General features: G+C 71.1%; 19 protein-coding genes. 17 read left to right on the forward strand and 2 right to left on the reverse strand.

Annotated elements, in window-relative coordinates; all coding sequences use genetic code 11:
- Positions 1-25 precede the first annotated feature (25 nt).
- Positions 26-874, reverse strand: a complete 849-nt coding sequence (locus QSK34_RS36150; RefSeq protein WP_285591113.1) for an SAM-dependent methyltransferase — start codon at positions 872-874, stop codon at positions 26-28.
- A gap of 117 nt (positions 875-991) precedes the next feature.
- Positions 992-1,783 carry a peptidylprolyl isomerase gene (locus tag QSK34_RS36155; RefSeq protein ID WP_285591115.1) on the reverse strand — a complete coding sequence of 264 codons (792 nt, stop codon included), beginning with the start codon at positions 1,781-1,783 and terminating at the stop codon, positions 992-994.
- Positions 1,784-1,998: 215 nt separating this feature from the next.
- Here QSK34_RS36155 and QSK34_RS36160 point away from each other — a divergent pair, with 215 nt between their 5' ends.
- The 17 genes from QSK34_RS36160 (at position 1,999) to QSK34_RS36240 (ending at position 21,597) form a co-directional block, all read left to right on the forward strand.
- Positions 1,999-5,184 carry a S41 family peptidase gene (locus tag QSK34_RS36160; RefSeq protein ID WP_285591117.1) on the forward strand — a complete coding sequence of 1,062 codons (3,186 nt, stop codon included), beginning with the start codon at positions 1,999-2,001 and terminating at the stop codon, positions 5,182-5,184.
- A gap of 86 nt (positions 5,185-5,270) precedes the next feature.
- Positions 5,271-5,723, forward strand: a complete 453-nt coding sequence (locus QSK34_RS36165; protein WP_285591119.1) for a DUF2231 domain-containing protein — start codon at positions 5,271-5,273, stop codon at positions 5,721-5,723.
- Positions 5,724-5,789: 66 nt separating this feature from the next.
- Positions 5,790-7,034: a replication-associated recombination protein A gene (locus tag QSK34_RS36170; RefSeq protein WP_285591173.1), complete on the forward strand. Its 1,245-nt coding sequence runs from the start codon at positions 5,790-5,792 to the stop codon at positions 7,032-7,034.
- A 104-nt stretch (positions 7,035-7,138) separates the two neighbouring features.
- Positions 7,139-7,519, forward strand: a complete 381-nt coding sequence (locus QSK34_RS36175; RefSeq protein WP_030456920.1) for a DUF948 domain-containing protein — start codon at positions 7,139-7,141, stop codon at positions 7,517-7,519.
- Positions 7,516-7,746, forward strand: a complete 231-nt coding sequence (locus tag QSK34_RS36180; RefSeq protein ID WP_161484253.1) for a hypothetical protein — start codon at positions 7,516-7,518, stop codon at positions 7,744-7,746. Before QSK34_RS36175 ends, QSK34_RS36180 begins: the two co-directional genes overlap by 4 nt.
- Position 7,747: 1 nt before the next feature.
- On the forward strand, positions 7,748-10,411 hold the full coding sequence (gene alaS / locus QSK34_RS36185) for an alanine--tRNA ligase (RefSeq protein ID WP_285591122.1): 2,664 nt from the start codon (positions 7,748-7,750) through the stop codon (positions 10,409-10,411).
- Between the two features lie 4 nt (positions 10,412-10,415).
- The gene (ruvX, locus tag QSK34_RS36190; RefSeq protein ID WP_285591124.1) at positions 10,416-10,904 is read left to right on the forward strand and encodes a Holliday junction resolvase RuvX; all 489 of its coding nucleotides are present in this window, start codon (positions 10,416-10,418) and stop codon (positions 10,902-10,904) included.
- Positions 10,901-11,992: an endolytic transglycosylase MltG gene (gene mltG, locus QSK34_RS36195; RefSeq protein ID WP_285591126.1), complete on the forward strand. Its 1,092-nt coding sequence runs from the start codon at positions 10,901-10,903 to the stop codon at positions 11,990-11,992. The genes ruvX and mltG (QSK34_RS36195) overlap by 4 nt, the downstream gene beginning before the upstream one ends.
- A 136-nt stretch (positions 11,993-12,128) precedes the next feature.
- Complete coding sequence (mltG, locus tag QSK34_RS36200) at positions 12,129-13,253, forward strand: endolytic transglycosylase MltG (protein ID WP_285591128.1); 1,125 nt, start codon at positions 12,129-12,131, stop codon at positions 13,251-13,253.
- Between the two features lie 4 nt (positions 13,254-13,257).
- Positions 13,258-14,058, forward strand: a complete 801-nt coding sequence (locus QSK34_RS36205) for a shikimate dehydrogenase (RefSeq protein ID WP_502875563.1) — start codon at positions 13,258-13,260, stop codon at positions 14,056-14,058.
- Between the two features lie 225 nt (positions 14,059-14,283).
- Positions 14,284-14,862 carry a translation initiation factor IF-3 gene (infC, locus tag QSK34_RS36210; RefSeq protein ID WP_285591177.1) on the forward strand — a complete coding sequence of 193 codons (579 nt, stop codon included), beginning with the start codon at positions 14,284-14,286 and terminating at the stop codon, positions 14,860-14,862.
- Positions 14,863-14,991: 129 nt separating this feature from the next.
- Complete coding sequence (gene rpmI / locus QSK34_RS36215) at positions 14,992-15,186, forward strand: 50S ribosomal protein L35 (protein WP_030456928.1); 195 nt, start codon at positions 14,992-14,994, stop codon at positions 15,184-15,186.
- 23 nt (positions 15,187-15,209) lie between these two features.
- On the forward strand, positions 15,210-15,590 hold the full coding sequence (gene rplT, locus QSK34_RS36220; RefSeq protein WP_030456929.1) for a 50S ribosomal protein L20: 381 nt from the start codon (positions 15,210-15,212) through the stop codon (positions 15,588-15,590).
- 76 nt (positions 15,591-15,666) lie between these two features.
- A complete protein-coding gene (locus QSK34_RS36225; protein ID WP_285591132.1) occupies positions 15,667-16,458 on the forward strand; it encodes a TrmH family RNA methyltransferase in 792 nt (263 codons plus the stop codon).
- A 108-nt stretch (positions 16,459-16,566) separates the two neighbouring features.
- Positions 16,567-17,640, forward strand: coding sequence for a sensor histidine kinase (locus QSK34_RS36230; RefSeq protein ID WP_285591134.1), 1,074 nt, complete (start codon positions 16,567-16,569; stop codon positions 17,638-17,640).
- 268 nt (positions 17,641-17,908) lie between these two features.
- Positions 17,909-19,045 carry a phenylalanine--tRNA ligase subunit alpha gene (gene pheS, locus QSK34_RS36235; protein WP_456319075.1) on the forward strand — a complete coding sequence of 379 codons (1,137 nt, stop codon included), beginning with the start codon at positions 17,909-17,911 and terminating at the stop codon, positions 19,043-19,045.
- Positions 19,045-21,597 carry a phenylalanine--tRNA ligase subunit beta gene (locus QSK34_RS36240; RefSeq protein WP_285591137.1) on the forward strand — a complete coding sequence of 851 codons (2,553 nt, stop codon included), beginning with the start codon at positions 19,045-19,047 and terminating at the stop codon, positions 21,595-21,597. Before pheS ends, QSK34_RS36240 begins: the two co-directional genes overlap by 1 nt.
- The last annotated feature ends 130 nt before the right edge of the window (positions 21,598-21,727 follow it).

Raw genomic sequence — 21,727 nt, forward strand, 5'->3', positions numbered from 1 at the left:
CGTAAAGGACCGGCCCTTTCTGCTTTTACCTGACGACGCCGACGGCGCCGAAGAAGCCGGCCTTGCGGGGGTCGGCGTCGGCCAGACCCTTGATCTCCGGTCGCCAGACCCCCACTTGGACGATTCCGGGCTCCAGCAGCTCCATGCCCTCGAAGTAGGCCGCGACCTGCGAGGAGGTGCGGGCCGTGATGTTCCCGCTGGTGGTCTGCCGGTACGTCTTGTACACGACCTCCTGGAGGTCGTCGTCGACCTCGCCCATGTGGCCGTGGGACATCACCAGGTAGCTGCCCGGCGCCATCGGCACCCGCAGCTCCCGCACGATCCGGGACGCCTCGTCGTCGTCGGGCACGAAGTGCAGGATGGCCAGCAGCATGATCGCCACCGGCTGGGAGAAGTCGATGAGGGACCGTACCTCGGGGTGGTCGATGATGCCCTTGGGGTCGTGCAGGTCGGCCCGGACGACGGCGGTGTTGCGGTTCTTGGCCAGCAGCGCCCGCCCGTGGGCCAGCACGATGGGGTCGTTGTCGACGTAGACGACACGGGCGTCGGGGGCGACCGCCTGGGCGACCTGGTGGGTGTTCTCCCGGGTCGGCAGGCCGGAGCCGATGTCGAGGAACTGCCGGATCCCCTGGGCGGCCAGCAGCCGGACGACCCGCGACAGGAACGCGCGGTTCTCCCGGGTGAAGTCGCGGACGTACGGCATGCGGGCGAGGATCTCGTCGGCGGCTTCCCGGTCGGCGGCGAAGTTGTCCTTGCCGCCGAGGTAGTAGTCGTACATCCGGGCGACGCTGGGCTTGTGCGGGTCGATGACCCACGACGGTGCCGGCTCGTGCTCGGACAACGGGTGGCCTCCGGTCAGGGGAATGGCACTCATGCCTGGAATCTGGGGAAAGATTCGCCTTTCGCGAGATTCTAGGGGTTCTGATGGGATTCATGTCTCCAGAAACACCGAAGGGCGGGTCCGGGTGGACCCGCCCTTCGATGGAAACGGCTACTTGACGATGACGTCCTTGATCACCACGCGGATCTTCGGCGCGTTGGAGCCGCCGTCCTCCGACAGGATGTCGTCCTCGTTCTTGATGACCCCGCCCGCGGCGATCTTGTCGACCACCTCGATGCCCTTGACCACCACTCCGAACGGCGTGTACGCCGCCGGGAGCTGGGCCGCCTCGTCGCTGAAGGAGATGGCGAACTGGCTGCCGTTGGAGTTGGCCGCGTCGCCGCCCTGGGCCATGAAGACCACGCCGCGCGTGTAGGCCGGGCCGAGGTTCTCGTCGGGGAACAGGTAGCCGGGGCCGCCGGTGCCGTCGGTCTTGTTCTTGCCGTCGCCCTTGGCCTGCGGGTCACCGCACTGCAGCAGGTCGAGACCGTTGCTCTCGGTCGTGGTGAGCCGGTGGCACAGGGTGTTGTCGAAGTAGTTCTTCTTCGCCAGGAAGTAGAACGAGTTGACCGTGCACGGCGTCGACTCGGGCACCAGCTCGATGACGATGTCGCCCTGGTTGGTCTTCAGCGTCATGTTCTTGGCGTTGAGCGCGGCCTTCATCGGCTTGGCCGGGGGCATGCCCACGAACTTGCTCGGCACGCCGGTGTCGTCCTTGCGGTACTCGCACTTGACGTCCTTGGGGTCGACCGGCGTCGGGGGCGCGGTCGGCTGGTCCGGCAGCGTCGAGGGGATCGCCGAGATCGACGGGGCGGCCGACGACGGGGCCGGCTCTTCGCCGGGCGCCGCCGTGTTGCCGTCCGCGCTCGTGCACGCGGTCACCGCGAAGAGCGAGAGGATCACTGCACCGACCCCCAACCGGATGCGACGGGCCTGGCTGAGGGCCAGGGGTTTCTGCCGATTCGTGTGGGTCACTGCGTTGCCTTCCCTTTATTCGTCCATTGCTGAAGTTTCGCGTCACTCTATCCGTGATCGTGTTCGCTTCGCGTAAGCCACGTCCCACCCGCCCCATGCGTAACGATCTTGCCTTCACCAGGGCTGGGATTAGCATTGTGGGGGTGCCTAGCGGGTCATACCTCCGGTTTCCTCACATCCATCGTGATCTCCTGACGTTCGTCGCCGAAGACGACGTTTGGATCGCTCCGCTCGACGGCGGGCGGGCCTGGCGCCTCACGGTCGAGCAGGTGGGGGCCGCCCATCCCCGGTTGTCGCCCGACGGCGCGTCGGTCGCCTGGCAGGGCGGCCGGATCCCCGCGGAGGTGTACGTCGCCCCGGTCGACGGCGGCGCGATCGAGCAGCTCACCCACTGGGGCGGCAGCGGCGCGCGGGTGCACGGCTGGCGCGACGCCCGCACTGTGATCGCCGGCAGCTCCCACGACCAGCCGTTCGCCCACTGGACGTGGGCGCGGACCGTGCCGGTCGACGGCGGCCCGGGGGAGCGGCTGCCCTACGGCCCCGTCAGCGACCTCGACCTGCGCGACGGGCGCACGCTGCTGCTGACCGCCTCGGCCGGGCACGACCCCGCCCACTGGAAGCGCTACCGGGGCGGCGGCATGGGCCGCCTGTGGCTCGACGGACGCCGCCTGCTGCCCGGCCACGAGGGCCAGCTCGCCGCGCCGATGCTGGTCGGCGGCCGGATCGTGTTCCTCTCCGACCACGAGGGGACCGGCAACCTCTATTCGGTCCGGTACGACGGCGGCGACCTCCGCAAGCACACCCACCACGAGGACTTCTACGCCCGCCAGGCGGCCACCGACGGCACCCGGATCGTCTACGCCCGCGCGGGGAGCCTGTGGCTGCTGCCCGGCCTCGACGCCGAGCCCGAACCGCTGGAGGTGCGCCTCGGCGGCGCCGGCCGGGGCCGCCAGCCCTTCTGGGCCAGCCCCCGCCCCGAGGACGCCGCCTGCGACACCACCGGCCGCGCCAGCGCCGTGGAGGTGGGCGGGGCCGTCCACTGGGTGACCCATGAGGACGGCCCGGTCCGGCTGCTGTCCGGGCGCGGCCGGGCCCGGCTGCCCATCGTGCTGGGCCGGTTCGAACGCGCCGACGACGCCGAACCCGACGACCTGGGCAGACGCGTCAACGGTCCGGCCGCGTGGGTGACCGACGCCCCCGGCGAGGACGCCATCGAGCTGGGCGTGCCCGGCGGCCCCACCCGGACCGTCGCCGCCGGCGAGCTGGGCCAGGTCGAGGAGATGGAGGCCGCCCCCGACGGCTCGGTGATCGCGGTCGCCTCCCACGACGGCCGCCTGCTCCTGGTCGACCCGGAGACCGGGACGGTCACCGAGCTCACCCGGACCGAGCACGGCGTGATCAGCGACCTCGGGTTTGACCCGCGCTCCCAATGGCTGGTGTGGTGCCACCCGGTGTCCCGCGGCCACGCCATCCGGATGGCCCGGCTCCAGCGGCCCGGAGCGCCGGAGGAGGACACGGGCTCGGGCGCCGAGGTGACCGAGACCCCCGCCCCGGAGACCCCGGCGACGGAGATCGTGCACGTCACCGACGGCCGTTTCACCGACATGTCGCCCGCCTTCACCGGCGACGGCCGCAACCTGGTCTTCCTGTCGCTGCGCGGCTTCGAGATGATCCGCGACTCCCACAGCTTCGACCTGGTGATCACCCACGGCACCCGCCCCTACCTGCTGCCGCTCGCGGCGGGCGCGGCCTCCCCGTTCGCCCCCTCCGTCGAGGGCAGGCCGGCCGACGGCGGCGACTCCGGCGACGGGCCCGTCACCGTCGACCTGGCCGGGCTCGACGGCCGGATCGTGCCGCTGCCGGTCCTGGAGGCCCACTACTGGGCCCTGCGCCCGGTCAAGGGCGGTCTGGTCTGGTGCCGCGGCGGCGCCGGCGAGCCGACCGTGCTCGAACGGTTCGACCTCGACAAGCGCAAGACCGAGGAGCTCGCCACCGACGTCCACTTCTTCTCCGTCAGCGGGGACGGCTCCCGCATCGTCGTGGGCGACGCCTCGGAGCTGCGGGTCATCTCGGCGACGAGCAAGAACGGCGACGGCGTGACCGTCGACCTCGACCGCGTCCGGGTGCGGATCGACCCGGCCCGGCGCTGGCGGCAGGCCTACGCCGAGGCCGGGCGCATCATGCGCGACCACTTCTGGGTCGGCGACATGGCGGGGGTCGACTGGCCGGAGGTGCTGGAGACCTACCGTCCGTGGCTCGACCGGGTCGGCGGCCCGGAGGACTTCGCCGACCTGGTCCGCGAGGTCGTCGGGGAGCTCGGCGCCTCCCACGCCTACGTGTACGCCGCCCGGCACCACTGGCGCAGCCCCACCGGCCGCCTCGGGGCCGACATCGGGCCCGACACCGACGGCCTGTGGCGCATCCTGCGCATCTTTCCCTCCGAGTTGTCCGACAGCGCGGCCCGTTCGCCGCTCCAGGGCTCCGGCGTGCGGGCCGGCGACGCGATCCTGGCCGTCGACGGCGTGCCGGTCGACCCGGTGACCGGCCCCGCGCCGCTGCTGTGGGCCGCCTACGGGCACCCCGTCGAGCTGACGGTGGAGTCGGGCGCCCGCGTCTTCCGTGTGGCCGTGGTCCCGCTGGTCAACGACCGGCGGCTGCGCTACCACTCCTGGGTGGCCGACCGGCGCCGGCTGGTCCGCCGCCTGTCGGGCGGGCGGATCGGCTACCTGCACGTGCCCGACATGCAGCGGGAGGGCTGGGCGCAACTGCACCGCGACCTGTCCCACGAGCTCGCCAAGGACGCCGTGATCGTCGACGTGCGCGCCAACCAGGGCGGCAACACCTCCCAGCTCGTGGTGGAGAAGCTCTCCCGGCGCATCGTCGGCTGGAAGCTCTCCCGGCGGGAGGAGCCGAGGAGCTACCCCATGGACGCCCCGCGCGGCCCCGTCGTGGTGCTGTGCGACGAGGAGACCTCCTCGGACGGCGACATCATCACCGCCGCCGTCCAGGCGCTCGGCCTCGGGCCGGTCATCGGGACCCGGACGTGGGGCGGCGTCATCGGCATCCGGGGCGTCTACCGGCTCGCCGACGGCACCCGGATGCGGGTGCCGGGGTTCGCCCACTGGAGCGAGAACTACGGCTGGGAACTGGAGAACCGGGGCGCGACCCCCGACGAGGAGGTGCTCATCACCCCCGCCGACTGGGCCCGCGGCGCCGACCCGCAGCTCGACGCCGGGGTGCGGCACGCCCTGCGCGCGATGGAGGGCCGGCCGGTCAGCGTGCCGCCCGACCCGGCGACCCGCCCCTACCGGGGACGGGTCAGGAGCTGACGGCTCTCATCCCGCTCTCACATCCGTCTGGGAACCTGCGCGGTATCGCTCGTGTATGAGTGGATGACGAAGGAGATGTCCCCCGCATGTTCGATTCCGTTTTCGGCCTCCCCCTGCATCCGCTGGTCGTCCACGCCGCGGTGGTCTTCACCCCGCTGCTGGCCGCCGTCTCCGTCGCCTACGCCCTGCTGCCCCGGTTCCGCGCGCGGCTCGACTGGGCCGTGGTGCTGCTGGCCGTCGCCGCGCCGATCAGCGTGCTCGCCGCCCGGATGAGCGGCGAGGCGCTCAAGGAGTCGCGCTACGGCGGGCAGGCCCCCGCGCCGGTGGCCGAGCACGAGTCGTTCGCCACCCCGCTGCTGCTCACCTCGATCGCCCTGGCGGTCGTCGCGCTGGTGCTGGTCTGGGCCGTCTCCAAGGGCCGGACCGGCACGCTGACGACCGTGTTGTCGGTCCTGGCCGTGGCCGGCGCGATCGCGGTCACGTTCTACGTCGTGCGCGCCGGGCACACCGGGGCCACCGCCGTGTGGGGCCTAGGCTAGGGGTTCGTGGAGAGCCTGTTCGATTCGGCCGCACGGGACAACACGCCCGAACCCCTCGCCGTGCGCATGCGCCCGCGCGCCCTCGACGAGGTCATCGGCCAGCGCCACCTGCTCGGCCCCGGCACCCCCCTGCGGCGGCTGGTCGAGAGCGAGGCCCCGATGTCGCTGTTCCTGTGGGGGCCGCCCGGCACCGGCAAGACCACGCTGGCCTACGTCGTGTCCAACGTCACCAAACGGCGGTTCGTCGAGGTCTCGGCCGTCTCGGCGGGGGTCAAGGACGTCCGTACGGCCATCGAGAACGCCCGCCGCGAACTGGGCATGACCGGCCGGCAGACCGTGCTGTTCGTCGACGAGGTCCACCGCTTCAACAAGGCCCAGCAGGACGCCCTGCTCCCGGCCGTGGAGAACCGCTGGGTCACCTTCATCGGCGCCACCACCGAGAACCCGTTCTTCTCCGTGATCTCGCCGCTGCTGTCGCGCTCGCTGCTGCTGACCCTCGAGTCGCTCACCGACGACGACGTCGGCGCCGTCCTCGACCGCGCCGTGGCCGACGAACGCGGCCTCGACGGCGCGGTCACCCTCCGGCCCGAGGCCAGGGAGCAGCTCGTCCGGCTGGCCGGGGGAGACGCCCGGCGCTCCCTCACCTACCTGGAGGCCGCCGCCCTGCTGGCCGACGACGTCACCGTCGAGGTGGTCGAGAGGGCCGTCGACAAGGCAGCCGTCCGCTACGACCGCCAGGGCGACCAGCACTACGACGTCATCAGCGCCTTCATCAAGAGCATGCGCGGCTCCGACGCCGACGCCGCCCTCCACTACCTGGCCCGCATGGTCGAGGCGGGGGAGGACCCCCGCTTCATCGCCCGCCGCATCGTCGTCTTCGCCTCCGAGGACGTCGGCATGGCCGACCCGACCGCCCTCCAGGTGGCCGTGGCCGCCGCCCAGGCGGTCGACTTCATCGGCCTGCCCGAGGGCCGCATCAACCTGGCCCAGGCGGTCATCCACTGCGCCCTGGCGCCCAAGTCGAACGCCGTGGTGAAGGCCATCGGCGCCGCCCAGGCCGACGTCCGGGCCGGGCACATCGGGCAGGTCCCGCCACACCTGCGCGACGCCCACTACCCGGGCGCGAAGAAGCTGGGCCACGGGGAGGCCTACCGCTACCCCCACGACTTCGACCACGGCGTGGTGCGCCAGGACTACGCGCCCGAGGAACTGCGCGACCGGCGCTACTACGAGCCGACCACCCACGGTGCGGAGGCCCCGGTGGCCGAGCGGTGGGGGAAGCTGCGCGCCTTCCTGCGCGGCGAACGCTGACCCGAACACGCATGCCCGGCGATCGCCGTGGCAGAAGGCGGACCTGGAATACGCGATAGGGTTTCTGCCATTCAACGCAGGGGCCCCGCCAAGGAGGTTCGCCCATGCTCACCGCCGGAGAGGTCGCGGGCCTGATCGTCGCCATGTTCTGGGCGATCCTCGTCTGCTTCCTGGCCTACGTGCTGATCAAGCTGGCCCGGCTGCTCACCGCCACCACCAAGGTCGTCAACGAGCTCGGCGACAAAGTGGTGCCCCTGCTCAACGAGGTCAGCTACACGGTCAGCGAGACCAACCGCCAGCTCGTCGCGGTGGAGGCGATAGCCTCCAACGTGAAGGAGGTCAGCGACGACGTCGCCAAGATCACCGGGCTGGCCTCGACGGTCGTGACCGGGCCGCTGATCAAGGTCTCCTCGATCGCCCACGGCATCCGCGGCGCCCTGTCGCGGCGCGGCCGGCGAAGGAAGTCGCTGGAGCCGCGGCCGTGATCCGCCGCCTCTTCTACATGACGCTGGGCGCCTCGCTGGCGGTCTGGGTCATGCGCAAACTGGAGTCACTGAGGCCCGACCACGTCGCCCGGCGCACCGCCCACCAGGTGCGCGACTTCGCCGGCGACGTGCGCGCCATGGCGGCGAGCAGGGAAAACGAGTTGCGGGCCCGGCACGGGCTCGGAACAGTCGGACATATCACCAACGACGTAAAGGACGGCCGCTGAAATGGAGTCGGCAGAGATCGTACGCCGCTTCCTGCGCTTCTTCGAAGAGCGCGGGCACACCGTCGTGCCCTCGGCCAGCCTGGTCGCAGAGGACCCGACGCTGCTGCTGGTCAACGCGGGCATGGTCCCGTTCAAGCCCTACTTCCTCGGGCAGCAGAAGCCGCCCTACAAGCGGGCCGCCAGCGCGCAGAAGGTCATCCGCACCCTCGACATCGACGAGGTCGGCAAGACCACGCGGCACGCCAGCTTCTTCCAGATGCTCGGCAACTTCTCGTTCGGCGACTACTTCAAGGAGCAGGCGATCCCCTTCGCGTGGGAGCTGCTCACCAGCCCGGTCGCCGCGGGCGGCTTCGGGTTCCCCGAAGAGAAGATGTGGGTCACGGTCTACCTCGACGACGACGAGGCGATCGAGATCTGGAAGCGGGCCGGCGTCCCGGCCGAGCGCATCCAGCGCCGCGACCTGGCCGACAACTACTGGCACATGGGCGTCCCGGGCCCCGGCGGTCCCTGCTCGGAGATCTACTTCGACCGGGGCCCCGAATACGGCCGCGAGGGTGGTCCCGTCGCCGACGAGACCCGGTATCTCGAGGTCTGGAACAACGTCTTCATGCAGTACACGCTCGGCGCGGTCCGCTCGAAGATCGACTTCGACGTGGTCGGCGAGCTGCCCGCCAAGAGCGTCGACACCGGCATGGGCCTGGAGCGCATGGCGGCGATCCTGCAGGGCGTCGACAACATCTACGAGATCGACACCACCTTCAAGATCCTCAGCCGGGCGGCCGAGCTGACCGGCACCCGCTACGGCGCCGACGCCCGCAACGACGTGTCGCTGCGGGTCATCGCCGACCACCTGCGGGCGGGCGTCATGCTCGTCGGCGACGGCGTGCTGCCCTCCAACGAGGGCCGGGGCTACGTGCTGCGGCGCATGCTCCGCCGGGCGATCCGCAACCTGCGCCTGCTCGGCTCGGGCGAGGAGCGCTACATGCACGAGCTCACCGCCACCACCATCGGCACGATGGGCGAGCAGTACCACGACCTGATCGCCGACGCGGCGCAGATCCACGGCGTGATCGACGCCGAGGAGGCGTCCTTCCTGGGCACCCTCCGCACCGGCACCACGATCTTCGACACGGCGGTCGCCGAGAGCAAGAAGGCGCACACGTCGGTCCTGTCGGGCGACAAGGCGTTCCAGCTCCACGACACCTACGGCTTCCCGATCGACCTGACCCTCGAGATGGCGGCCGAGCAGGGCCTGAAGGTCGACGAAGAGGGCTTCCGCCGTCTCATGGCCGAGCAGCGCGACCGCGCGAAGGCCGACTCGAAGCTGAAGAAGACCGGCAACGCCGACATCTCGGTGTTCGGCCAGATCCTCGAGAAGGCGGGCAAGGTCGAGTTCCTCGGCTACGACCACCTGACCACCGACACCGAGATCGCGGGCGTCATCGTCGACGGCGCGCCGGTCCCGGTCGCGGGCGCGGGCACCACCGTCGAGGTCGTGCTGCTGCGCACCCCGTTCTACGCCGAGGGCGGCGGCCAGCTCGCCGACCAGGGCGTCATCAAGGTCGAGAACGGCGAGATCGAGGTCGTCGACGTGCAGTCGCCGATCGCGGGCCTGGTCGTCCACCGCGGCAAGGTCACCTCCGGCGAGGTCAAGGTCGGCGACGCCGCCCACGCGGCGATCGACGTCGACCGCCGCCGGTCGATCTCGCGCAGCCACACCGCGACCCACCTGGTCCACCGGGGCTTCCGCAACGCGCTCGGCGAGACCGCCGCGCAGGCCGGTTCGGAGAACTCGCCGGGCCGCTTCCGGTTCGACTTCACCTCCGCCGGCGCGGTGCCGGTCAGCGTGCTGCGCGACGTCGAAGACGAGGTCAACGCGACCCTGATCGACGACCTCAAGGTCAACGTCCTGCACACCTCGCAGGCCGAGGCGCGCAAGATGGGCGCCCTGGCCCTGTTCGGCGAGAAGTACGGCGACGTCGTGCGCATCGTCGAGGTCGGCGACTACTCGCGCGAGCTCTGCGGCGGCACCCACGTCGCCAGCTCGGGCCAGCTCGGCCTGATCAAGGTGCTCGGCGAGTCGTCCATCGGCGCCGGGGTGCGCCGCGTGGAGGCCCTGGTGGGACTCGACGCGTTCCGCCACCTGGCCCGCGAGAGCGTGCTGGTCTCGCAGCTCAGCGGGGCGCTCAAGGCGCGGCCCGAGGAGCTGCCCGAGCGGCTCGACGGCATCGTCACCCGGCTGCGCAACGCCGAGAAGGAGCTGGAGAGACTGCGGTCGGCGCAGGTGCTCGCGGTGGCCGGGGAGCTCGCGGCCGGGGCCACGGACATCCAGGGCGTTTCCGTCGTAACGCACCGCGCGCCTGCTGGTACCACCCCTGATGACCTGCGTAAACTCGCTCTCGATGTGCGCGGCCGGTTCCCCGGAAGCGCCGCGGTGGTCGTCGTCGCCGGTGTCCCCTCGGACCGTCCCGTCGTGGTCGCCGCTGTCAACGAGGCGGGACGCGACCGAGGGCTGAAGGCGGGCCGTCTGGTAGGAGTCGCCGCCAAGGCACTTGGGGGTGGCGGTGGCGGCAAGGACGATGTCGCGCAGGGCGGGGGGACGAACGCGGGCGCTGTCGACGACGCGCTGCGTGCGGTCATCGAGGCGATCAACGCCAGCCTGTGACGTCATGAGACGGGGCACACGACTCGGCGTCGACGCCGGGTCGGTCCGCATCGGCGTGGCCCGCAGCGACCCTTCGGGGCTGCTGGCCACGCCGGTCGAGACGGTGAAGCGCGGCAAGGGCGACCTCGACCGCCTGGCCGCGCTGGTCGCCGAACACGAGGTCGTCGAGGTCGTCGTCGGCCTCCCCACCTCCCTGTCGGGCCGTGAGTCCCACGCGGCCGGGGCCGCCCGTGAGTTCGCGGCGGCGCTGGCCGCCCGGGTCGCGCCGGTCCCGGTCCGCCTCTACGACGAGCGCCTGACCACCGTGACCGCGCAGGCCAACCTGCGCCAGAGCGGCCGCAAGGCCAGGAACCAACGCGACGTCATCGACCAGGCGGCGGCCGTGGTGCTGCTCCAGGCCGCCCTCGACGGCGAGCGTGCGTCCGGCAAACCACCAGGTCATCCCCTCGACCCACCCCCCGGTGGAGAAACGAGTCCCGGGACCGAGCGGTGAGCCCGCAGGAGTGGGACACGTTCCTGCTTGCCGGTGAGGCCGAGCCCGTCGACCACGAGGTCCGCCGCGACCGCACCCGGAAGATCGTCTACGCCGGGCTGGCGGCCGTGGCGACCGCCGGGATCGTCGGCCTCTACACGCTGACCCGCCCGTTCCTGGGACCCGACGACTTCGAGGGCGCCGGAACCGGCGCGGTCGTGGTCCGCATCAGCCCCGGCGAGAGCGCGGTCCAGATCGCCGAGACGCTCGCCAAGGCGGGCGTGGTGGCCAGTTCCGGGGCGTTCGTCCGGGAGGTTGAGGCCCGCGCCAAGTCGGGCAGCCTGCGGCCGGGGGACTACCGGCTGAACAAGGGCATGTCCGCCTCGATCGCGCTCGACCGGCTGCTCGACCGCGACTCGCGGGTGTCCCGGCGGGTGACCATCCCCGAGGGGCTGCGCGCCAAGGAGGTGTACGTCCGCCTCTCGGCCGCCTCCGGTGTCCCGGTCGCCGAGTTCGAGAAGGCGGCGGCGCAACCCGCGGCGCTCGGGCTGCCGTCCTACGCCAAGTCGGTCGAGGGCTTCCTGTTCCCGGCGACCTACGAGGTCGAGCCGTCGAGCACCGCCAGGAGCCTGCTGCGCGACATGGCCGCCCAGTTCGGCCGGGTCGCCGACCGCCTGGGCCTCGACGCGCGCGAGGGCATGAGCCCCCTCGACGTGGTGACCACGGCCAGCATCGTGCAGGCCGAGGGCGGGCGTGACGACGACTATCCCAAGATCGCTAGAGTGATCTACAACCGCCTGAAAAAGGGCGGGCGCCTCGAAATGGACTCGACGACCATGTACGGCCTCGGCAAGTACGGCATCGCCGCGACCATCGACGAGACCCGCGACGACTCTCCGTACAACACCTATCGGATCGATGGTCTACCGCCTGGTCCGATCGGAAACCCCGGTGAGCAGGCACTTCGGGCGGCCTTGAAGCCAGCGAAGGGTGATTGGTACTGGTTTGTCACTACAGATCCAGGCCGTAGAATCACCAAATTCACTGACAACGAAGGCGAGTTCGTGAAATATCGGGAAGAGCTGAACAGGTACCTCGGGACGAACTAGGCCGAACGATGACCGACGGTCCGCGTGTCGGGCCGAGATCCATACCGAAGCTTGATCCCCCCTCGGTTTGGCGCATCGCTTGACGCGAGGCCAGTCCTACCGAGAGATTGGCCAGCGCACTATGAACGACCTCGACATGGACTCTTTGCTCGGCGCCTCCGACGAGGGGGGGCCGAGGCGGTCGCGCCGACAGCAGAGCCGCAGCCGGCGCCGCAGGCGGCGTACCAGGCGCAAGGGCGCCGCCGCGTCCCTGATCGCGATCGTGATCATCGTCGGCATCCTGGGCGGCGGCGGTTACCTGGGCTACAAGTGGGTCAGCGACGCCGTGACGGCCGACGACTACACCGGCTCGGGCACCGGTGAAGTGGTCATCGTGATCGAGGAGGGCGCCTCCGCCGGCGACGTCGCCGCCGAACTGGAGAAGGAGGACGTCGTGGCCAGCGCCCGTGCCTTCATCCAGGCCGTCGACGCGGCCGGCAAGGGCGGCTCGCTCCAGCCCGGCCACTACGCGATGAAGAAGCGCATGTCGGCCGCCGCCGCCGTCGGGCTGCTCGACCCCGACAAGCGCCTGCGCGACAGCCTGACCATCCCCGAGGGCTACCGCGCCACCCGCGTCTACGACACCCTCGCCGAGGCGACCGGCATCCCCGCCAAGGAGTTCGCCGACGCCGCCAAGGGCGACATCGGCCTGCCGTCCTACGCGAAGGGCAAGGCCGAGGGCTTCCTGTTCCCGGCGACCTACGAGCTGCCGCCGAACATCACCGCGAGCGAGATCCTCACCCGGATGACCGACCGCTTCAACGAGACCGCCCGGAAGTTCGACCTGAACGCCGAGGCGAAGCGGCTCGGCTTCACCCCGATGGAGATCATGACCGTCGCGAGCATCGTGCAGGCCGAGTCGGGCACCCCCGACGACATGGGCAAGGTGGCCCGGGTCATCTACAACCGGCTGGCGCTCAACCCGCCGATGAAGCTCCAGATGGACTCCACCACGATGTACGGCCTGGGCAAGTACGGCATCGCCGCGACCTTCGAGGAGACCCGCGACGACTCGCCCTACAACACCTACCGGGTCGACGGCCTGCCGCCCGGCCCGATCGCCAACCCCGGCGACCACGCCATCGAGGCCGCGCTGAAGCCGACCAAGGGCGACTGGTTGTTCTTCGTGACCACCGACCCGGAGAACGGCGTCACCGAGTTCACCGCCAGCGAGGCCGAGTTCGTCCGCCTGCGCGACAAGTTCCACGCCACCCAGAATTGACCCCGTGAACAAGAGAGCAGCCGTCCTCGGCTTCCCGGTCCGCCACTCGTTGTCGCCCTACCTCCACCGGGCGGCCTACGCCGCGCTCGGCCTGACCGGCTGGCGGTACGACGCGATCGAGTGCCGGGAGGAGGAACTGGCCGCCTTCGTCGGCGGCCTCGGCCCCGAGTGGGCCGGGTTGTCGCTGACCATGCCGCTCAAGCGGGTGGTGTTCCCGCTGCTCGACACGGTCGCGCCGCTGGCGGTCGAGGTCGGCGCGGCCAACACCGTGATCTTCCGCGACGGCGCCCGGCACGGCGCCAACACCGACGTCCACGGCATCGTCGCCGCCCTGGCCGAGGCGGGGGTGCCGGCCCCCGCCAGCGCGACCGTCCTCGGGGGCGGCGCCACCGCCGCCTCCGCGCTGGCCGCGCTGCGCGAGCTCGGACTCGGGGAGGCGACCCTGGTGGTACGCGACCCGCGCCGCGCCGGGGAGACCCTGGAGGTGGCCGAACGGCTGGGAATGTCCGTCGACGTCCAGGCGTTCGACAGTTTCGACACATCCGTGGATCTGCTGATCTCCACGCTGCCCTCGGGGGCGGCCGACGGGCTGGCCGTCGAGGCCTCCCGGGCGCGGGCCGTCTTCGACGTCGTCTACTCGCCGTGGCCGACGGAGCTGGCCCAGGCCGTGCGGAAGGAGGGCGGGACGATCGTCGGGGGCTTCTCGATGTTGCTGCACCAGGCGGTGCGGCAGGTCGAGCTGATGACCGGGCGGTCGCCGGCGCCGGTGGAGGCCATGCGGACCGCGGGTGAGTCGGCGTTGTAATCGTGCTAAACTCATGAACCGATCGGTCCGGCACGTGCCGGACGCGCAAGCGGAGGTCTTCCTCCCACCTGATCAGCCGCGAGGCAGACGGGTTCAAGGATCACAATCGAGTTCTCGGACTCAGTGGCCCCGCATGCGTGACGTGCCGGGGTCTATTCGTGTTTCCGGCACGGTCGAACACACAGGCGAAGGTCCCTTGGAGGTCCCATCAGCACCGAGCCCCGCATCAACGATCGTATTCGTGTCCCCGAGGTCCGCCTCGTCGGCCCGAACGGCGAGCAGGTCGGCATCGTCTCCATCCACGACGCCCTGAAGCTCGCCCAGGAGTCCGACCTCGATCTCGTTGAGGTCGCGGCGACGGCACGCCCGCCCGTCTGCAAGCTCATGGACTACGGCAAGTTCAAGTACGAGTCGGCCATGAAGGCGCGCGAAGCCCGCCGCAACCAGGCACACACGATCATCAAGGAGATCAAGCTCCGGCCGAAGATCGACCCGCACGACTACGAGACCAAGAAGGGTCACGTCGTGCGCTTCCTCAAGGCGGGGGACAAGGTCAAGGTCACGATCATGTTCCGTGGACGTGAGCAGTCCCGTCCCGAACTGGGCTTCCGGCTCCTGCAGCGGCTCGCTGAGGATGTCACCGAGCTGGGCTTCGTGGAGTCTCAGCCCAAGCAGGACGGCCGAAACATGATCATGGTGATCGGTCCGCACAAGAAGAAGGCCGAGGCCAAGGCCGAGAAGGCCGCGGCTCGGGCGACCCGCGACGACGACTCGGTGGCCGACTCGGTCGCCGCCGAGGAATAAAAACCGCCGCGCGGACGCACAGACTGGGAGCCCGTTCTTCGCGGCTCTTGCGAGTCAGGAACGCCGGTTACCCGGCCCCCCTGCGGGGCCGGGAGATCGGCTTGGAACAACGAGGGAGAGACGGCTGAGATGCCGAAGATGAAGACGCACAGTGGTGCGAAGAAGCGTTTCCGGGTCACCGGCTCCGGCAAGATCGTGCGCCGCCGGGCCAACCGGAAGCACCTTTTCGAGCACAAGCCGTCCACCCGCACGCGCAGGCTTGAGAACGACGTGGTCATGTCCGACGCGGACACCAAGAAGATCAAGAAGCTGCTCGCTAAGTAACGACCCCCGGGGAGAAGAACAACATGGCACGCGTGAAGCGGGCGCTCAACGCCAAGAAGAAGCGCAGGGTCGTCCTCGAGCGGGCGAGCGGTTACCGGGGTCAGCGGTCGCGTCTGTACCGCAAGGCCAAGGAGCAGATGCTCCACTCGATGACCTATGCGTACGCCCACCGCAAGGACAAGAAGGGCGCGTTCCGCCGCCTCTGGATCCAGCGGATCAACGCCGCCGCTCGTCAGAACGGCATGACCTACAACCGGCTCATCCAGGGTCTGCGCCTGGCCGGCATCGAGGTCGACCGCAAGATCCTCGCCGATCTCGCGGTGAACGACTCGCAGACCTTCGCCACGCTGGTCGAGGCCGCCAAGAAGGCGCTCCCGTCCGACGTGAACGCTCCGGTCGCCTAAGCGATCATCTGCTTTCCGGAAGGGCTCACCGTTCCTGGTGGGCCCTTCTTTCCGTCTCGGAGGGAAACGTGACCGAGTGACCGAGTTGACCAATCCCAAGTCGCCGCGCGTCAAAGCCGCTCGGAGGCTGACCAAGCGGGCCTTCCGGGACCGCGACCGGGCCTTCCTCGCCGAGGGGCCCCAGGCGGTGCGGGAGGCGCTGGCGCTGCCCGGGGTGACGGTGGAGCTGTTCGCCACCGCCGAGGCCGAGACCCGGCACGCCGACATCGTCGGCGCGGCCGTGAGCGCCGGGGTGCCGGTGTTCCGGGCCAGCGGCGAGGTGATGGCCGAGCTCGCCCAGACGGTCACCCCGCAGGGGCTGATGGCGGTGTGCAAGTTCGTCCACGTGCCCCTGTCCTCGGTCGAGGAGACCCGGCTGGTGGCGGTGCTGGCGCACGTCCGCGACCCCGGCAACGCCGGCACCGTGCTGCGCACGGCCGACGCCGCCGGAGCCGACGCGGTGGTGTTCACCGACGCGTCCGTCGACCCCTACAACGGCAAGTGTGTACGGGCCAGCGCGGGCAGCCTCTTCCACCTGCCCGTCGTGACGGGGCTGCCGGTCGACAAGGCCGTGGCCGCCCTGAAGGACCGGGGGTTGCGCATCCTGGCCGCCGACGGCACCGGCAAGGCGACCCTCGACGACGTCGACCTGTCGGCCCCCACGGCCTGGGTGTTCGGCAACGAGGCCTGGGGCCTGCCGCCCGAGGTGCTGGCCCTGGCCGACGAGGTCGTCCGGGTGCCGATCTACGGCCGCGCCGAGAGCCTGAACCTGGCCACCGCCGCCGCGGTGTGCCTGTACGCCAGCGCGCGAGTTCTCCGGCAGATCTGACATTCCGTGTAATAGGTGCGTACCCGGTCCGTGACGGGCTGCCGAAGGGCTCCGGAAACCCGCTATTGTCGGCGGAGACGGCTCGCGGAGCACGGCTGGAGGGGTCCTTTGCGCGGCGAGAACACCCATGGACGGGTCGCCGACCCGTCGAGTGTGATCGCCATCGACGCCCTTCCCGACGGCGTCGTCGTGGTCGACGGCGACGGCGTCGTGATGGCCGTGAACAGGGCGGCCGAACGCCTGACCGGGCTGCACCGCAAGACGTCCCCCGGGCGTCACGTGGGCGATGTGCTCCCGTTGCGCGACGCCGAGGGGCGCGACTGGTGGAAGTGGCTCGACCCTCAGGGCGGCCTGTCCATCCGGTCCCGCCAGGTCGAGCTCCCGCTCCAGCTCGACGGCCGCGACCTGCTGGTCACGGCGGCGTTCGTGCGCACCCCCGCGCGGGCCGGCCGGGTGATCCGCGTGGTGATCACCCTGCGCGACGCCGGGGCCCGCCGCCGCCTGGAGCGGAGCCGGGCCGACCTCGTCTCGACCGTGGCCCACGAGCTGCGCTCGCCGCTGACCAGCGTGAAGGGCTTCACCGCCACGCTGCTGGCCAAGTGGGACCGGTTCAACGACGCCCAGAAGCTCGTGATGCTCCAGACGGTCAACTCCGACGCCGACCGGGTGACCCGGCTGATCACCGAACTGCTCGACGTGTCCCGCATCGAGTCGGGGCGGGTGGAGATCCGGCGGCAGGTCGTCGACATCCCCGCGCGCGCGCGGCGCATCATCGCCGGCCGCGTGGCCGCCGGCGAGCCCGAAGACCGGTTCTCGCTCACGGTCGTGGGCGACCTGCCGGAGATGTGGCTCGACCAGGACAAGATGGATCAAATCCTCGGCAACCTCGTCGAAAACGCGGTGCGACACGGCGGCGGTAAGGTGACAATCGTCGTAGAGCCCGTCGAATGGGGAGTGGCCGTGTCCGTGCGTGACCAGGGCGAGGGCGTCAAGCCCGAGCTGGCCTCGCGCGTCTTCCGCCAGTTCTGGCGCGGCAACGACCGCCGCCGCGGCGGCACCGGCCTCGGCCTCTTCATCGTCAAGGGCCTCGTCGAGGCCCACGGCGGCACCATCACCGTCGAACGCGCCCCCGGCGGCGGCGCGGAGTTCCGATTTATCATGCCCACCGGCACTCCTGTCTGATTGCCGCGCCTCCGGCGCGGCGGGCCAAGCGCTCTGGACCCGGTGGGCTCCTTCGTCGCTCTAGTCGCTTCGCTCCTGCCGCTCCTCCTCGCCCACCGGCGCGCTTGGCCGGATGTCTGGCCACATTTCTTGGTCTGGCGGGTCACTCCATGTCGGACCACAGGGGTGAGACCAGGTGCGGCCTGGGGAATCGACCGGATTTCAAGCGGCCCGCTTCCGACGGCGCAGGTCCGGCGGGCGGGCTTAGGGCTTTCCTTTAGCTAATAGAATCAGGGGCCGCCATTCCGGCCCTGGATACGGAGTTCCCTTGTCTGATTACGACCCGGTCGAGGTGACACCGCTGCACGCCGACGAGCTGGCGCGCGCGGAGGCCGATGCCCTCGCCGCCATCTCCTCGGCCGCGGATCTCGACGAACTGAAGCAGGTCAGGCTGGCCCACGCCGGTGACCGGTCCCCGATCGCGCTGGCCAACCGGGAGATCGGCGCGCTGCCGCCGGCCGCCCGTGCCGAGGCCGGCAAGCGGATCGGCGCCGCCCGCAGGGCCGTCGGCGAGGCGCTGGCCGCCCGCCAGACCGAGCTGGAGGCCGAGCGCGACGCTCGCGTGCTGGTCGAGGAGACCGTCGACGTCACCCTCCCGTGGGACCGCGCGCCGCGCGGGGCCCGCCACCCGCTGACCACGCTCCAGGAGCGGATCGCCGACTGCTTCGTGGCCATGGGCTACGAGGTCGCCGAGGGCCCGGAGCTGGAGGCCGAGTGGTTCAACTTCGACGCGCTGAACATCGCGCCCGACCACCCGGCCCGCTCCGACCACGACACCTTCTTCGTCGAGTCGGTCAAGTCGGGCAAGGTGCTGCGCACCCAGACCTCGCCGGTCCAGATCCGCGCCCTGCTGGAGCGCCCGCTGCCGGTCTACGTCATCTCGCCCGGCAAGGTGTTCCGCACCGACGAGCTCGACGCCACCCACACCCCGGTGTTCCACCAGGTCGAGGGCCTCGCGATCGACAAGGGCCTGACGATGGCCCACCTGAAGGGCACGCTCGACCGGTTCGCCGAGGTCATGTTCGGCGAGGGCATCTCGACCCGGTTCCGGCCCAACTACTTCCCCTTCACCGAGCCGTCGGCCGAGATGGACCTGCGCTGCTTCGTCTGCCGCGGCGCGTCCGCCGTGCCGGGCAACCCGCCGTGCCGGACCTGCAAGTCCGAGGGCTGGATCGAGTGGGGCGGCTGCGGCATGGTCAACCCGCGGGTGCTGATCGCCTGCGGCGTCGACCCCTCGGTCTACTCCGGCTTCGCGTTCGGCATGGGCATCGAGCGCACCCTGATGTTCCGCCACAACGCAGAAGACATGCGCGACATGGTCGAAGGCGACATCCGCTTCACCCTGCCGTTCGGGATGGAGGTCTGATGAAGGTCCCGCTTTCGTGGCTGCGGGAGTACGTCGATCTCCCGCCCGTCACCGCACACGAGGTCGCCGACAAGCTCACCGCCGCCGGTCTCAAGCTGGAGGCCATCGCCTCCCACGGTCACGACCTGAAGAACGTCGTGGTCGGCAAGGTCATCGAGATCGAGGAGCTGACCGGCTTCAAGAAGCCGATCCGCCACTGCCTGGTCGAGGTCGGCGAGGCCGAGCCGCGCGAGATCGTCTGCGGCGCGACCAACTTCGGCATCGGCGCGGTCGTCCCGGTCGCGCTGCCCGGCGCGGTGCTGCCGGGCGGGTTCGAGATCGCCTCCCGCAAGACCTACGGCCGCCTGTCCGACGGCATGATCTGCTCCGAGGCCGAGCTCGGCATCGCCGAGTCGTCGCCCGGCATCCTGCTGCTGCCCGACGACACCCCCCTCGGGGCCGACGTCGTCGAGCTGCTGGGGCTGCGTGACGACGTACTGGAACTGGAGATCACCCCCGACTGCGGCTACGCGTTGTCGATCCGGGGTGTGGCCCGTGAGGCGGCGACCGCGTTCGGCGTGCCGTTCCGCGACCCGGCCGCGCTGGAGCTCCCGGCCGCCGAAGGGGTCGCCCACCCCGCGGAGATCGGCGACCCGACGGCCTGCGACCGGTTCGTGCTGCGCGCCGTCTCCGGGTTCGACCCCTCCGCCGAGTCGCCGCTGTGGATGCGCGTACGGCTCACCCGCGCGGGCATGCGGCCGGTGTCGCTGGCCGTCGACGTCACCAACTACGTGATGCTGGAGCTCGGCCAGCCGCTCCACGCGTTCGACCGGAACACCATCCAGGGCGGCATCGTGGTGCGCCGCGCCCTGCCGGGCGAGCGCCTGGAGACCCTCGACCACGTCACCCGTGACCTGGCCGAAGACGACATCCTGATCACCGACGACTCGGGCGCGATCGGGCTGGCCGGCACCATGGGCGGCCTGTCGACCGAGATCTCCGGCTCGACGACCGACATCGTCATCGAGGCGGCCCACTTCTCGGCCACCGGCGTGGCCCGCATGTCGCGGCGGCACAACCTGGTGTCCGAGGCGTCCAAGCGCTTCGAGCGCGGCGTCGACCGCGAGCTGCCGCTCGTGGCGTCGTGGCGCGCGGTCCAGCTCCTCACCGAGCTGGGCGACGGCGTGGCGGAGCCCGGCGTGACCCACGCGCAGATCGACGTGGCGCCCGTGTCGATCACCATCCCGTCGGGTCACCCGGCGCGGGTCGCGGGTGTGCCCTACTCCCGCGAGACCGTGGTCACCCGCCTGGAGCAGGTCGGCTGCCGCGTCGTCGACGGCGTCGCCCCGGCCGCCGAGGGCGGTCGCGGCGTGGCCGCCACGGGTGTCGTGACCAGTGGCGACCTGGCCGCGAAGCTGGCCGTGACCGGCGACGACCCGATCACGGTCTACCCGCCGAGCTGGCGTCCCGACCTGACCGACCCCAACGACCTGGCCGAAGAGGTCATCCGGCTGGAGGGCTACGACACGCTGCCCTCGGTCCTGCCGGGCGCCCCGGCGGGCGCGGGCCTGACCGAGACCCAGCGGCTGCGCCGCCGGGTCGGCCGCTCGCTGGCCCTGTCGGGTTACGTCGAGGTGCTGTCCTACCCGTTCATCGGCGCCCGCGACCTCGACCACCTGCAGCTTCCCGCCGACGACGACCGCCGCCGCGCGACCCGGCTGGTCAACCCGCTCAGCGAAGACGAGCCGTTCATGCGGACCACGCTGCTGCCGGGCCTGCTCAAGACCCTGGTCCGCAACGTCGGCCGCGGCTTCACCGACCTGGCCCTGTTCGAGACGGGCCTGGTCTACCGCCCCGGCGCCGACGCCCCGGAGACGGCGCCGATCCTGACGGTGGAGCGCCGCCCGACCGACGAGGAGCTGGCGCTGTTCGCCGCGGCGCTGCCCGCGCAGCCGGTCCGCGTCGCGGCCGTCCTGGCCGGGGAGTTCGAGCGGTCCGGCTGGTGGGGCCAGGGCCGCGCCGCGACCTGGGCCGACGCGATCGAGGCCGCCCGCGCGGTGGCCCGCGAGGCGGGCGTCACTTTGGACGTCCGCGCCGACCAGCACGAGCCGTGGCACCCCGGCCGCTGTGCCGCCCTCTACGCGGGCGAGGTCCTGGTGGGCCACGCCGGCGAACTGCACCCGCGCGTCGTGGAGGCCTTCGGCCTGCCGAAGCGCACGGCGGCGATGGAGCTCGAACTGTCCCGCCTCGCCGCCCCGGCGCCGGTGCAGACCCCGTCGATCTCCGCCTACCCGGTGGCGACCCAGGACGTCGCGCTGATCGTGCCCGCCGACACCCCGGTGTCGTCGGTCGAGGCCGCCCTGCGCGACGGCGCGGGCGACCTGCTGGAGTCGGTGCGCCTGTTCGACGTCTACGAGGGCGCGCAGGCGGGCGAGGGCAACAAGTCCCTGGCCTACACCCTGCGTTTCCGCGCCACCGACCGGACCCTGACGGCCGACGAGATCGCCGCCGCCCGCGACGCGGCGGTCGACCTGGCCGCCGCCCGGGTCGGAGCCCGCCTGCGCGGAGTGTGATCGCGGTACGGAAGACGAGGGCGCCGGGTCTCCCCGGCGCCCTCGTCGTGGTCGAAGGCTCTTTTCCCGTTACGGCTCCGCCTGACCGCTCTCCCCGCCGCGCCGACTCCCACCCGGAGGAACAAAAGGA

The organism is Herbidospora sp. NBRC 101105 (genome assembly GCF_030269205.1).
Classification (GTDB): Bacteria; Actinomycetota; Actinomycetes; order Streptosporangiales; family Streptosporangiaceae; genus Herbidospora; species Herbidospora solisilvae.

What these genes read in the sequence shown, in the direction of transcription:
- QSK34_RS36150 (WP_285591113.1), bottom strand. Translation starts at nt 874, where the DNA reads ATGAGTGCCATTCCCCTGACCGGAGGCCACCCGTTGTCCGAGCACGAG.
- QSK34_RS36165 (WP_285591119.1), top strand. Translation starts at nt 5,271, where the DNA reads ATGTTCGATTCCGTTTTCGGCCTCCCCCTGCATCCGCTGGTCGTCCAC.
- QSK34_RS36170 (WP_285591173.1), top strand. Translation starts at nt 5,790, where the DNA reads ATGCGCCCGCGCGCCCTCGACGAGGTCATCGGCCAGCGCCACCTGCTC.
- QSK34_RS36175 (WP_030456920.1), top strand. Translation starts at nt 7,139, where the DNA reads ATGCTCACCGCCGGAGAGGTCGCGGGCCTGATCGTCGCCATGTTCTGG.
- alaS (WP_285591122.1), top strand. Translation starts at nt 7,748, where the DNA reads ATGGAGTCGGCAGAGATCGTACGCCGCTTCCTGCGCTTCTTCGAAGAG.
- ruvX (WP_285591124.1), top strand. Translation starts at nt 10,416, where the DNA reads ATGAGACGGGGCACACGACTCGGCGTCGACGCCGGGTCGGTCCGCATC.
- mltG (WP_285591128.1), top strand. Translation starts at nt 12,129, where the DNA reads ATGGACTCTTTGCTCGGCGCCTCCGACGAGGGGGGGCCGAGGCGGTCG.
- rpmI (WP_030456928.1), top strand. Translation starts at nt 14,992, where the DNA reads ATGCCGAAGATGAAGACGCACAGTGGTGCGAAGAAGCGTTTCCGGGTC.
- rplT (WP_030456929.1), top strand. Translation starts at nt 15,210, where the DNA reads ATGGCACGCGTGAAGCGGGCGCTCAACGCCAAGAAGAAGCGCAGGGTC.
- QSK34_RS36240 (WP_285591137.1), top strand. Translation starts at nt 19,045, where the DNA reads ATGAAGGTCCCGCTTTCGTGGCTGCGGGAGTACGTCGATCTCCCGCCC.